The sequence below is a fragment of the Leisingera sp. NJS204 genome (assembly GCF_004123675.1).
Taxonomy (GTDB): domain Bacteria; phylum Pseudomonadota; class Alphaproteobacteria; order Rhodobacterales; family Rhodobacteraceae; genus Leisingera.
This window is the reverse complement of sequence record NZ_CP035417.1, coordinates 4,039,951-4,053,538: the sequence shown is the minus strand read 5'-3', so window position 1 is coordinate 4,053,538 and position 13,588 is coordinate 4,039,951. Positions and strand designations below refer to the sequence as shown.

The window sequence follows — 13,588 nt, the reverse complement described above, 5'->3', positions numbered from 1 at the left end:
ATGAGCGATAGTGACGGCAAAAAGACACTGGGTCTGCGTGGGGGTTCCCGTCCGGGGAACGTGAAACAGAGTTTCAGCCATGGACGGACCAAGAATGTCGTAGTGGAAACCAAGCGCAAGCGCGTTGTGGTTCCCAAGCCGGGTGCGGCCAAGGGCGGCGGCGGCGCTGCGCCTTCCACATCCGGATCGCGCCGGCCTGCCGGCATCAGTGACGCTGAGATGGAGCGCCGCCTGAAGGCGCTGCAGGCTGCCAAGGCGCGCGAGGTCGAAGAAGCGGCCGCCCGGGCCGCGGACGAAAAAGCGCGCGAAGAAGAGCGCAACCGCCGCCGCGCCGAAGCGGAAGCCAAGGAGCGCGAGCAGCGGGAAGCCGAAGAACGCGCCAAGGCCAAGCAAGAAGAAGAAGAGCGCAAGAAGCGTGAAGCTGAAGTGGCAAAAGAACGCGCTGCTGCTGCAGCCGCTGCTCCTGCTCCTGCTGCGGATACGCCCAGAACGGCCCGCCCGGCGCCGAACAAACCCGCGCCTGCTGCCGCGCCGCGTAAAGCAGACCGTGAACGCGAACAGCGTCAGAACCGGGGCAAGGGCCAGGACGATGGCCGCCGTTCGGGTAAGCTGACATTGGGGCAGGCCACTGGCGGCGGCGGCAATCGCCACCGGTCGATGGCGTCGATGAAGCGCAAGCAAGAGCGTGCCCGGCAAAAAGCCATGGGCGGCCAGGTCGAGCGTGAAAAGGTCATCCGCGACGTTCAGCTGCCAGAGGCGATTGTGGTTTCGGAACTGGCCAACCGGATGGCGGAGCGCGTTGGCGAAGTTGTCAAATCGCTGATGAACATGGGCATGATGGTCACGCAGAACCAGACCATCGACGCCGATACCGCGGAACTGATCATCGAAGAATTCGGCCATAAAGTGGTCCGGGTGTCCGCCTCTGACGTCGAAGACGTGATCAAAGAGATTGAGGACAAGGACGACGATCTGAAACCGCGTCCGCCGGTCATCACGATCATGGGCCACGTTGACCACGGCAAAACTTCGCTGCTTGATGCGATCCGGGATGCACGTGTTGTGGCTGGCGAAGCCGGCGGCATCACCCAGCACATCGGCGCGTATCAGGTGAAAACCGAAAGCGGCACCGTGCTGAGCTTCCTGGATACGCCTGGCCATGCGGCCTTTACCTCGATGCGCTCGCGCGGTGCTCAGGTGACGGATATCGTGGTTCTGGTGGTTGCCGCGGATGACGCGGTGATGCCGCAGACCATCGAAGCCATCAACCACGCCAAAGCGGCGCAGGTTCCGATGATCGTGGCGATCAACAAGATCGACAAACCGGCGGCAGACCCGACAAAGGTCCGCACCGACTTGCTGCAGCACGAAGTGGTTGTGGAAGCGATGTCCGGCGACGTGCAGGACGTTGAAGTTTCCGCGGTAACCGGCCAGGGCTTGGACGAGCTGCTGGAAGCCATTGCACTGCAATCGGAAATTCTGGAACTGAAGGCCAACCCCGACCGCGCTGCCCAGGGTGCCGTGATCGAGGCACAGCTGGATGTGGGCCGCGGCCCTGTGGCAACCGTTCTGGTTCAGACCGGGACCCTGCGCCAGGGCGACATCTTTGTTGTGGGTGAGCAATACGGCAAGGTGCGTGCGTTGATCAACGACAAGGGCGAGCGCGTCCAGGAAGCCGGTCCTTCGGTTCCTGTCGAGGTTCTTGGCCTCAACGGCACCCCGGAAGCAGGCGACGTGCTGAACGTGACAGACACCGAAGCACAGGCGCGCGAGATCGCTGAATACCGTGAGCAGGCCGCCAAGGATAAGCGCGCCGCTGCCGGTGCTGCGACCACGCTGGAACAGCTTATGCAGAAGGCCAAGGACGACGAAAATGTCTCCGAGCTGCCGATTCTGGTCAAAGCTGACGTGCAAGGCTCTGCCGAAGCCATCGTTCAGGCGATGGAAAAGATCGGCAACGACGAGGTGCGCGTGCGCGTGCTGCATTCGGGCGTCGGTGCGATCACCGAAACTGATGTCGGCCTTGCCGAAGCCTCCGGTGCGCCGATCATGGGCTTCAACGTCCGTGCCAATGCTTCGGCCCGCAACACCGCCAACCAGAAGAGCGTCGAGATCCGCTACTACTCGGTGATCTACGACTTGGTGGATGACGTGAAAGCGGCGGCCTCGGGCCTGCTGTCTGCCGAGATCCGCGAGAACTTCATCGGTTATGCGCAGATCAAGGAAGTCTTCAAAGTTACCGGTGTTGGCAAGGTTGCCGGCTGTCTGGTTACCGAAGGCATTGCCCGCCGTTCGGCAGGTGTCCGCCTGCTGCGCGACAACGTGGTAATCCACGAAGGCACGCTGAAGACACTGAAGCGTTTCAAAGACGAAGTGTCCGAAGTTCAGTCCGGTCAGGAATGCGGTATGGCGTTTGAAAACTACGATGATGTCCGTCCGAACGACGTGATTGAAATCTTCGAACGCGAAGAAGTCACCCGGACCCTTGACTGATCGTTGCTAAATCCAAATTGAAAAGCAGGCCCTGGCACCATTGCCGGGGCCTGTTTCTTTTGGCGGTTCCATTGTCATGTGCCGCAGGGGCCGAAGCGCAATTGGAGGCTACCCTGTTGTTGAAGCTGAATGCGCCGTCCACGCAGGTTAATTCTGCATATGGAGAGTGTGCAAAGACAGTTGACGAATTGGCGGAACGACAGAGTGGAAATGAGACGGGCCAGCCCGCAAAGAAAATTTTGTCAATTTGCTTTGACCTTGCGGGCCCAAAAACGGGGCAGCACTGTCTGCAATCCCATTTTTTGCCTGACATGCGTTATGAGTGATAGCTCAGGCAACAGGCGGCACCGGGCGGCCTTCATATGTTCTTTTACCAACCCGCACAGCGATTTTCCCGTCAGGGAGTGTCCTTATAAAAATGCCCTGAACCAGCGAAAAACTGCCAACCGCGATTGTCCTTAGCATGGTCTTCTCCTGCCCAATTGAAACTTCGGGTAGTCAAACTGTTCGTACCTGATGCTTATGGAGAATGATTAAAAAAGGGTTCACGGGCGCCAGGCCGGGGAGCTAAAGCCCCGGTAAAACGGCAAAATTCACCCTTGGGAAAACATGAAACCGCTGTGTTGCGGCTCCATGTATTTTACAGCCAGTCGCGCAGAATCGGGATCAGCGGGATATCGGCTGGCGGCATCGGATAGTCGCGCAAATCCTGCGGCCGCACCCATTTCAGGGTTTGGCCTTCATTGGCCTGCGGGACGCCGTCCCACTTACGGCAGGCAAAAAGCGGCATCAGCAGGTGGAAATCCTCGTAGGAGTGGCTGGCGAAGGTCAGCGGTGCCAGGCAGGACGCCCAGGTGTCAATGCCTAGTTCCTCCTGTAACTCACGGATCAATGCTGCCTCGGGTGTTTCGCCTGGTTCGATCTTGCCGCCAGGAAACTCCCACAGGCCGGCCATGGATTTACCTTCGGGGCGCTGCGCCAGCAGCACGCGCCCGTCCACGTCGATAAGCGCAACAGCGGAAACAAGGATCACCTTCATGACCGGTAATCCGCGTTGATCGAGATATACTGATGGGTCAGATCGCAGGTCCAAACCGTTGCTTTGCCGGCACCCAGTCCCAAGCCTACTTTGATGGTGATCTCTTGTTTTTTCATCTCTGCTGCGCCCAGATCTTCCTTGTAGTCTGGTGCGACCCAGCCTTTTTCGGCCACCAGCACATTGCCAAATGAGATTGACAGCAGGTCCCGGTCGGCAGCCGCGCCGGATTTGCCGATCGCCATTACCACGCGGCCCCAGTTCGGGTCCTCGCCCGCAATCGCGGTTTTCACCAGCGGCGAGTTGGCGATAGCTAGGCCATGCACCTTTGCATCCGCATCCGAAGCTGCGCCGGTCACCTGGATTTCCACAAATTTGGTCGCGCCCTCGCCATCGCGCACCACCTGGTGTGACAGGTCTAGCATGACCCGCTCCAGGCCTGCCGCAAACTCCGCGTTTCCAGTCGCGTCGATGCCCGAAGCGCCGGTGGCGCACAGCATCAGGCTGTCGGACGTAGAGGTGTCGCTGTCCACGGTGATGCAATTGAAAGTCCGGTTGCAGATCTCAGCGAGCTGTTCCTGCAGGTCGGCTTGCCCGACCTTCGCATCGGTGAAAATGTAGACCAGCATGGTTGCCATATCCGGCGCAATCATGCCTGAACCCTTGGCGATGCCGGCGATCTTGACTGTCTGGCCGCCGATCCCCACCGTGGCGCTGGCGCCTTTGGCAAAGGTGTCGGTGGTCATGATCGCCTGGGCGGCATCTTCCAGCGTGCCTTCATCCAAGGCATCGTTCAGTTCGCTGACCTTCGCGACAATCCGGTCATGCGGCAGCGGCTCGCCGATGACACCGGTGGAGGCAGTAAAAACACGCCTGGAAGGCAGGCCGGTTGCCTGTGCAACTGCAGTGGTGATCTCCGCAACCGAGCTTTGCCCGAAATGACCGGTGAAGGCATTGGAATTGCCGGAGTTCACCAGAATTGCCGCACCGGCATCAGCATTGCCGCCCAGCTTGGCTTGGCAGTCCAGAACCGGGGCAGAACGGGTCTTGGAGCGGGTGAAAACCCCTGCAACCGCAGTGCCCGGGTCCATCACTGCCAGCATCACATCGGTCCGGCCCTGATACTTGACCCCGGCCGCGGCTGATGCAAAACGCACGCCCTTGATCACCGGAAGATCGGGGAAGCTGGCAGGTGCCAGCGGCGAGACGGGCATGGGGGCGGCCATGATCAGTTCCTAACCAGGCTAAGGTCTTTGAGAATTGCCGGATTCAGATCCTCAATCTCAGACCGTTCGATTTCGGCGGACGCGGTCAGTTCATTCACGCTCTCTTCCACTGCCTTTTGGCGCAATTCCTCGGCCAGCTGTGCCCGCACTTCTTCAAACTCGGGGGCTTCGGTCTTGCGGCGCTCGCGCAGCAGAATCACATGCCAGCCGAACTGGGTTTTCACGGGTCCTGAAATTTCGCCCGAATGAAGCTTCAGAACGGCATCTTCGAACTCCGGCACCATTCGGCCTGTGGTGAACCAGCCCAGATCGCCGCCGCTGGGACCGGAGGGGCCGGTGGATTTTTCCTTGGCAAGCGTGGCGAAATCGGCGCCGGCGTCCAGCTCCTTTTTGACGTCCTGTGCGTCTTCTTCACTTTCGACGAGGATATGGGCGGCATGAAACTCGTCTCCACCGTCACCGGAAGAGTATTTTCCGTCATAGGCGGCACGCAGCGCATCCTCGCTGCTGGCCTTTTCCATGATCATATCGATCACGTTGGCGGCCAGCATGGCGCGCTCTTCGTTTTCAACGGACAATTGCACGTAACGAGGCACTTCGCCGTGCAGCTGCTGTTTCAGCGCGGTTTGCTGAACCAGCTGATCCAGGATGGCATTGTAGAGCACGTCATCAGGCAGCTGTTTGTACTGGTCGGGCAGGTTTTCGCGGGCCATGACCATATGGCCGATGGTGATATCTTCGCCATTGACCGAGGCAACAACCGTGTTGGCATGTGGCGCAGCAACTGCGGCCAGCGGCAACGCAGTACAGGCTGCCACCGCCATGCCGCGCAGAAAAGTGAGACCTTTACGCATTGAAACCTTCCTATTCCTAGGCCGCATAGGGGCCTGCCGTTGACACTCTATACCCTGCCGCTTACATCGCCTTGAGGCCATTGGCAGGACCGTCTTTCCACCATTGTTTATGGGTTGCGGACACGGCGGGCAAGCCTGCCCGATGCAAAGGCCGGACATAGGATCGCTGGAGAAAACATGCTGGGTTTCGGAACACTCGCCAAAAAGGTTTTCGGCACGCCGAATGACCGTAAGATCAAGGCGACACGGCCGCTGATTGCACAGATCAACGCGCTGGAGGATATGTTCGCGAAGCTCAGCGATGACGGGCTGAAGGACAAGACTGAGGAGCTGCGCAAGCGCGCATTGGGCGGTGAAAGCCTGGACGCGCTGCTGCCCGAAGCCTTTGCCAACGTGCGTGAAGCGGCCAAACGTGCGCTGGGTCTGCGGGCTTTTGATACCCAGCTGATGGGCGGTATTTTCCTGCATCAGGGTAACATTTCCGAGATGAAGACCGGCGAGGGCAAGACCCTGGTGGCGACCTTCCCGGCCTATCTGAATGCGCTGACCGGCAAGGGCGTGCATGTGGTAACGGTGAACGAATACCTGGCCACGCGGGATAGTGAATGGATGGGCAAGGTGTTTGCGCAGCTGGGCATGACCACCGGCGTGATCTGGTCGGGGCAAGCCGACGCCGAGAAGATGGCCGCCTATGACAGCGACGTCACCTATACCACCAACAACGAACTGGGTTTCGACTATCTGCGCGACAACATGAAACCGTCGCTGGACCAGGTGTTTCAGAAGCAGCACAACTTTGCCATCGTCGATGAGGTCGACTCGATCCTGATCGACGAGGCCCGTACTCCGCTGATCATCTCCGGCCCGGCCGAAGACAGGTCCGAACTCTATTCAACTATCGACAAAGTGATCCCGCTATTGTCGGAAGAACACTATGAGATCGACGAGAAAACCCGTGGTGTGACCTTTACTGAGGACGGCAATGAATACCTGGAGCAGACGCTGCGCGAGCACGGGCTGCTGGAAGAGGATGCCTCGCTCTACGATCCGGAAAGCACCACGGTTGTCCACCACGTGAACCAGGCCCTGCGTGCGCACAAGCTGTTCCAGCGGGACAAGGATTATATCGTCCGCAATGGCGAAGTTGTTCTGATCGATGAGTTCACTGGCCGTATGATGCCGGGCCGCCGCCTGTCCGAAGGATTGCACCAGGCCATCGAGGCCAAGGAAGAGGTCAATATCGAGCCGGAGAATACCACACTGGCCTCGGTTACCTTCCAAAATTACTTCCGGCTTTATGACAAGCTCTCGGGCATGACCGGCACTGCGATGACCGAGGCTGATGAGTTCGCCGAGATCTACAGCCTGGGTGTGGTTGAAGTGCCGACCAACCGCCCGATTGCGCGGGTGGATGAGGACGATCAGGTGTACCGCACCGCCCGTGAGAAATATGAGGCGATGATCAAGGAAGCCAAGGTAGCGCATGCAAAGGGCCAGCCGGTTCTGCTTGGCACGACCTCGATCGAGAAATCCGAACTGCTGAGCCAGATGCTGCAGCAGGACGGCATCCCGCACAACGTTTTGAACGCCCGCCACCATGAGCAGGAAGCGCAGATCGTTGCTGATGCCGGCCGCTATGGCGCGGTGACCATTGCCACCAACATGGCCGGCCGCGGCACCGATATTCAGCTCGGCGGCAACGTCGAGATGAAAGTGCTGGAAGTGCTGGAGCAGAATCCCGAGGCTGATCCAGCAGAACTGCGCGCGGCCGAAGAAGCCAAACACGCCGAGGAAAAGCAAAAGGTGCTGGACGCAGGCGGGTTGTTTGTGATGGCTTCCGAGCGCCACGAAAGCCGCCGCATCGACAACCAGCTGCGCGGCCGTTCGGGCCGTCAGGGCGATCCGGGCCGGACCCGGTTTTACCTCAGCCTTGAAGACGATCTGATGCGCATTTTCGGCTCGGAACGGCTGGACAAACTGCTGTCATCGCTGGGCATGAAGGAAGGCGAGGCGATCATTCACCCCTGGGTGAATAAATCGCTGGAACGCGCGCAGGCCAAGGTCGAAGGCCGCAACTTCGATATGCGCAAAAACGTTCTGAAGTTCGACGATGTTATGAACGATCAGCGGAAAGTGATCTTCAATCAACGCCGCGAAATTATGGCCGCCGAGGATCTGTCCGAGATTGTCGATGATATGCGTCACGAGGTGATCGACGATCTGCTCGACACCCACATGCCGCCCAAAACCTACGCCGATCAGTGGGACACCGCAGGCCTGCAGGAGCAGGTCCGCGAGATGCTGAGCATTGACGCGCCGGTGGCGGAATGGGCCGCCGAAGAAGGCGTTGATGACGAGCAGATCCGGGAACGTCTGGTCCAGGCTTCTGACAAGATGATGGCGGAAAAAGCCGCGGCCTTTGGTCCGGAAAACATGCGTAACATCGAAAAGCAGGTTCTGCTGCAGACCATAGACAAGAACTGGCGTGAGCATCTGCTGACACTGGAGCATCTGCGCTCGGTGGTGGGTTTCCGCGGCTATGCGCAGCGTGATCCGCTCAATGAATACAAGAACGAAAGCTTTCAGCTGTTCGAAAACATGCTCGATTCCTTGCGTGAAGAAGTGTCCCAGCAGCTTGGCCGCGTGCGTCCGATGACTGAGGAGGAGCAGCAGCAGATGCTGAAGGAAATGGCTGCCCGCCAGGCCGCAATGCAGCAAATGGCAGTCCCGCAGCCAACCGCAGCCGAAGCTTCGGCAGAAGACCCAGCACCGGGTTTCGTGGAGGATGATCCGGCGACCTGGGGCAACCCCTCACGCAATGACAGATGCCCTTGCGGGTCGGGTAAGAAGTTCAAGCACTGCCACGGCAGCCTGGCCTGAAACCTGAAGAAGACATGTAGGTTCCATTTTGAACCTGCGTCCGGCGACGGGCGGGTGATCTCCCGCCCGTCGCTGGTCTTTTGGCAAAGACCGCTTCCGTTGGGCGTGGCGCCGCGCTGTGCGCAGCGCACTTGGCTGCCAAGGGCTTTTGGAGCTGCCAAGGCACGGGGCGTATAATCGGATTTGTTTCCGGGCAGGCAACAAAGATGGCGTGATTGCCGTATTTGCCGGAATCTCTCCTGCTAGCGGCCACAAACTGGCCGGCATTTGCAGACATGCTTCCTTAACCAAACTGGTTCTGGAGGATCTAATGCTAAGCAAACAGGTGATGCTGACAAGCGCGATGACGCTGGCTTGTGCTTTGGGCATCGGATTTTACATGCAGGCGTCTGGCCCGGGCTTGGTGGTCAACGCCGCTATCCGGACTGCTGCGGCTGATCCTGAAATTCCAGCGGAACCCGAAGCTGCTCAGCTGCAGATCGAAAAGATCACCCTGACATCGGCGCCGCCTGCTGCAATTGCGTTGAAAGCGGGCAGCGAGCCAGCAGAACCGGATTACAGAGCGTCCTGCCAGTTGACGGCCAAGGCTGAAGCTGCCCCGATGGCGATGGTTAATCTCATTGTTGAGGCATCCTGCAGGCCAAACGAGCGCTTAACTGTGCATCACAGCGGCATGACCTTTACGGCTGCGCTGGACCACTCAGGCCGGCTCAGCACACTGGTGCCGGCTTTGACCCGAACAGCGGTTTTCATCGCAGAGACTTCAGGTGGCAGCGGAGCTGTCGCCGTTGCAGAGGTAGACGGCGTTGAAACTGTTGAGCGGATTGTTCTTCAATGGACAGGTAACAGCGGTTTCGAAATCCATGCCCGCGAGTTCGGCGCCGCCTATGGCAGCGCTGGCCATGTCTGGCACGGCGCGGCCGGGGCCGGGCAGGTCGTGCGCTTGGGCGATGACAGCCAATTGGCACCGCGTATTGCCGATGTTTACAGCCTGCCAAGTGACACAAGCGAGTCCGGTACCGTGTCTCTGACCGCTGAGGCCGAAGTGACGGCCGCCAATTGCGGCAGGGATGTTTCCGCCCAGGCACTGCAATTGCGCGGTGGACAGCTCACCAGCCGGGATTTGGTGATGGCAATGCCGGATTGCGATGCAATGGGCAGCTTTCTGGTGTTGAATAATCTGGTAGAAGACTTGAAAATCGCATCCAACTGATTTGCGGTAACTTCAGGTATCCATATGACCTTCTTTCGTGCGGCCATTTGCGCCGCACTTTTTCTGGCAGTCTTTGCGCGCGGTCTTGCTGCTCAGGACGTCACCCTGTCTTCCCCGGATGGCGCAGTTGAAATCACTGGCACGCTGCTGGGATTCGACGGCGAGTTTTATCGGGTGCAGACCCAGTTCGGCGAACTCACCGTCGATGGTTCAGGCGTTGCGTGCGATGGGCCAGGCTGCCCCAGTCTGTCCGGATTTGTTTCGGAAATCACTTTGGCCGGTTCTTCCGCCATGTCAGAAGTTCTGATGCCTGCGCTGATTGAAGGCTTCGCCCTGCGAAATGGCTATCAGACTCACTTGGAGGCATTGCCCGACGGGAATTTCAGTCATGTCCTGCTGCGCGGGCAAAAGCCGGCCGCACGTTTCACTTTCCTGGCCAGTAATACCGATGGAGGATTTGCGGCTCTTATCGCGGATGAGGCGGATGTGGCGATGGCATTGCGGGAAATCCGGCCGCTTGAACAAAAGGCCGCCCGTGCCGCAGGACTGGGTGATCTGACCGGCCCGGGCCGCAGCCGTGTTCTCGCGTTGGACGCCTTTGTGCCGGTTGTGGCGCCCAGCAACCCGGTGCGCGAGATTTCCTTGCTTCAACTGGCAGGAATATATTCCGGTCAGATCACTAACTGGCAAACGGTTGGCGGTCCTGATGCCCCGATTTCGCTGCATATGCCGGTTTCCGGCTCCGGCCTCGCCCAGGCGGTGGAGGATCGGCTGATGGTGCCTTTTGGAGCTGGGTTCACAACACGAATCCGCCGCCATGACCGCAGCAGCACACTTGCCCGCCGGGTTCTCGTCGATCCCTTTGCCATAGGCATCGCCAGCTTTGCCGAGAAAGGCGCGGCGCGGATGCTGACTTTGACCGGCCCTTGCGGGTTCTCTCTGCAGGCCAGCCGCCGGGCAGTAAAGACTGAAGACTATCCGCTGACGGTTCCCATGTTCCTTTACCTGCCGGCCCGCCGCCTGCCCAAGATTGCGCGGGATTTCCTGGCTTATGTACGGGGGCCTGCGGCGCAGGCAGTCATTCGCCGGGCAGGATTTGTCGATCAGGCGCCAGAACGGATCCCGGTCAGCCGCCAGGGCCGCCGCCTGGCAAATGCGATTCTGGCTTCAAAGGAAAAATCCGGACTGGAGGAACTTCAGCGGCTGGTGACCCTGCTGGGCGGGATGCGGCGGTTGACCATCTCGTTCCGGTTCGAACCTGGATCAGCGCGCCCTGATGCGCAGTCCCGCAGCAACGTCGAGCAGCTGGCCCGCGCGCTGGAGGCAGGAGAGTTTGACGGAAAAGAAATTGTTTTTGCTGGGTTTTCTGATGGGGTCGGGCCATCTGAAGGCAATCGGCGGATTGCTCTGAAGCGGGCTGGCGCGGTTCGGGATGCGGTGATCAAAGCAGCAGAGACGGCAGATGCAACCCGGGTGCAGATCAGCACACATGGCTTTGGCGAGGCCCTGCCGATGGCCTGTGACGACAGCGAATGGGGGCGGCAGATCAACCGCCGGGTTGAGGTTTGGGTGCGCTGAGTACCGGGGCGGAGGGCGGGCTCCCGCGCATTTGACACGGCATCAGCGATGCCTTGTAAATCCTTGGGCCGGGCACCGCGCTGGCGCGCGCTGCGGCAGCGCTAGAGAAGCCCGCGGGCGCGAAAGCTTAACTCGGTGGATTTACCGATGATCAGGTGGTCGTGCAGGGTGATGCCAAGGGCAGTCAGCGCGGCCTGAACCTGGTTGGTCATACTGAGGTCGCTGTCCGAAGGTGTGGGGTCGCCGGACGGGTGATTATGAACTAAAATCAGAGCACTAGCGTTGATCTCAAGAGCCCGCTTGGCGACTTCCCGGGGGTAAACCGGGACATGGTCGACGGTGCCTCGCGCCTGTTCTTCGTCGGCGATCAGCACGTTCTTGCGATCCAGGAACAGGATACGGAATTGTTCAGTTTCGCGGTGCGCCATGGTGGTATGGCAGTAGTCCAGCAATGCGTCCCAACTGGAAATCACCTGCCGCTGCATCACGCGGGCGCGGGCCATGCGGTGGGCTGCGGCCTCCAGTACCTTAAGGTCGGTGATCACCGCATCGCCGATGCCCCTGATCTGGGCCAGCCGTTCCGGAGAGGCCGTTACAACCCGGTTGAAATCTCCAAAACTATCAAGAAGCAGCCGGGCCAGAGGCTTGACGTCGCGGCGCGGAATGGAGCGGAACAGGACCAGTTCCAGAAGTTCGTAGTCCGGCATTGCGGCGGCACCGCCCTGCAGGAAACGCTCGCGCAGGCGGGCGCGGTGGTCCTTGATGTAGGAGGGCAGGCGGCCTTGGGGCAGGGGGGCCGCAGGGATTTCGTCGCCGCCGGGAAACAGCGGCAGCGAAACTTCCTCGAATGCGGGATCCTTGGCCATGGCGCCATGGTGGTGCCATCTTGGTTGAGGAAGTGTTAATGCGGGCCGTGTTGCGGCAGCCGGGGGATGACAGGCGTGCACCCCCTGTACACCCCCTATGCGCCGCCGCGGTGCGGCATGGGCTGTGAGAGAGGAAGGGACGGGGCAAAAAGAAAAGCGCCCCGAGTGGGGGGCGCTTTTGATTGAGCCGGTTTAGGTAAATGCCCGGGGCTCCGCCCGTTCGGCCCTGAAACGCTCCCCCGGAGCGTTTCCAGGACGGGCCTCACCCCTTCATGCCGTCCCAGAAGCTTTTCACCGAAGAGAAGAAGCTGCGGGACTCGGGGTTGGTGTTGTCCTCGGACATTTCCTCGAACTCGCGCAGAAGCTCTTTCTGGCGGGCAGTGAGGTTGACCGGGGTTTCCACCGCCAGTTCAATGAACATGTCGCCGGTGGCACCGCCGCGCAGGGCCGGCATACCTTTGCTGCGCAGACGCATCTGACGGCCGGACTGGCTGCCTTCGGGGATCTGGACCCGGCCGCGGCCGCCGTCGATGGTCGGCACCTCGATGGAACCGCCAAGGGCTGCCTTGGCCATGCTGACCGGCACCCGGCAGTACAGGTTGTTGCCGTCGCGCTCGAACAGGGCGTGCGGAGCAACCTCGACAAAGATGTAGAGATCACCGGGAGGGCCGCCGCGCAGGCCTGCTTCGCCTTCGCCTGCCAGGCGGATGCGGGTGCCTGTTTCAACTCCCGCCGGGATGTTCACCGACAGCGAGCGGTCCTTTTCCACCCGGCCGTGGCCGTGGCAGGATTTGCACGGGTTTTTGATGATCTGACCCAGGCCCGAACAGGTCGGGCAGGTGCGTTCAACGGTGAAGAAGCCCTGCTGCGCGCGGACCTTGCCCATGCCAGAACAGGTCGGGCAGGTTGTGGGTTCCACGCCGCCTTCGGCGCCTGTTCCCTCGCAGGAGGTACAGGAGACCGAGGTCGGAACCTTGATGGTCTTGTGCAAGCCGCCAAAAGCGTCTTCCAGCGAGACCCGCAGATTATAACGCAGGTCAGCACCGCGGGAAGCCCGCTGCCGTCCGCCGCCGCCACCGCGCTGGCCGCCCATGAAATCGCCGAACAGGTCGTCGAAGACGTCGGAAAAGGCGGAGGAGAAGTCGCCGCCGCCAAAGCCCTGGCCCTGACCGCCGCGCTGGCCGCCGCCCATGCCGTTTTCAAACGCAGCATGGCCAAAGCGGTCATAGGCGGCCTTTTTTTCGGCGTCCTTCAGGACGTCATAAGCCTCGTTGGCTTCCTTGAACTGCGATTCGGCGTCCGGATTGTCGGAATTCCGGTCGGGGTGCAGTTCTTTGGCCTTCTTGCGAAAGCCCTTTTTGATTTCGTCTGCGGTGGCGCCCTTGGCCACGCCCAGAACGTCGTAATAGTCGCGTTTTGACATCGGATAACCCCATCTGCCT

The 13,588-nt window shown here is 60.2% G+C and carries 9 protein-coding genes; 4 read left to right on the top strand and 5 right to left on the bottom strand.

From position 1 onward, the window contains the following. Nucleotides 1-2,493, top strand: coding sequence for a translation initiation factor IF-2 (infB, locus tag ETW24_RS19690; RefSeq protein WP_129372613.1), 2,493 nt, complete (start codon nt 1-3; stop codon nt 2,491-2,493). A 640-nt stretch (nt 2,494-3,133) separates the two neighbouring features. Here the strand turns inward: infB and mutT are convergent. The 3 genes from mutT to ETW24_RS19675 are packed head-to-tail and all read right to left on the bottom strand — an operon-like array spanning nt 3,134 to nt 5,609. Further along, nucleotides 3,134-3,532, bottom strand: coding sequence for an 8-oxo-dGTP diphosphatase MutT (gene mutT / locus ETW24_RS19685; protein ID WP_129372612.1), 399 nt, complete (start codon nt 3,530-3,532; stop codon nt 3,134-3,136). After that, nucleotides 3,529-4,755, bottom strand: a complete 1,227-nt coding sequence (gene argJ, locus ETW24_RS19680) for a bifunctional glutamate N-acetyltransferase/amino-acid acetyltransferase ArgJ (RefSeq protein WP_129372611.1) — start codon at nt 4,753-4,755, stop codon at nt 3,529-3,531. The genes mutT and argJ overlap by 4 nt, the downstream gene beginning before the upstream one ends. Before the next feature lie 2 nt (nt 4,756-4,757). Further along, nucleotides 4,758-5,609 carry a peptidylprolyl isomerase gene (locus tag ETW24_RS19675; protein ID WP_129372610.1) on the bottom strand — a complete coding sequence of 284 codons (852 nt, stop codon included), beginning with the start codon at nt 5,607-5,609 and terminating at the stop codon, nt 4,758-4,760. 177 nt (nt 5,610-5,786) lie between these two features. Between ETW24_RS19675 and secA the strand changes: the two genes are divergently transcribed. The 3 genes from secA to ETW24_RS19660 all read left to right on the top strand — a co-directional run bounded on the left by secA (nt 5,787) and on the right by ETW24_RS19660 (nt 11,280). Further along, entirely contained in the window at nt 5,787-8,489 is a 2,703-nt protein-coding gene (gene secA, locus ETW24_RS19670; RefSeq protein WP_129372609.1) for a preprotein translocase subunit SecA, read from the top strand. 310 nt (nt 8,490-8,799) lie between these two features. Beyond that, nucleotides 8,800-9,702 carry a hypothetical protein gene (locus ETW24_RS19665; protein ID WP_129372608.1) on the top strand — a complete coding sequence of 301 codons (903 nt, stop codon included), beginning with the start codon at nt 8,800-8,802 and terminating at the stop codon, nt 9,700-9,702. 24 nt (nt 9,703-9,726) lie between these two features. Then, nucleotides 9,727-11,280: a phosphate ABC transporter substrate-binding/OmpA family protein gene (locus tag ETW24_RS19660; RefSeq protein ID WP_129372607.1), complete on the top strand. Its 1,554-nt coding sequence runs from the start codon at nt 9,727-9,729 to the stop codon at nt 11,278-11,280. Nucleotides 11,281-11,381: 101 nt separating this feature from the next. Here ETW24_RS19660 and radC read toward each other — a convergent pair whose 3' ends face one another. Next, nucleotides 11,382-12,146 (bottom strand): RadC family protein, encoded by a 765-nt coding sequence (gene radC / locus ETW24_RS19655; RefSeq protein WP_129372606.1) that lies wholly within the window; start codon nt 12,144-12,146, stop codon nt 11,382-11,384. Nucleotides 12,147-12,408: 262 nt separating this feature from the next. Further along, on the bottom strand, nt 12,409-13,569 hold the full coding sequence (gene dnaJ, locus ETW24_RS19650) for a molecular chaperone DnaJ (RefSeq protein WP_027257040.1): 1,161 nt from the start codon (nt 13,567-13,569) through the stop codon (nt 12,409-12,411). Nucleotides 13,570-13,588 lie beyond the last annotated feature (19 nt).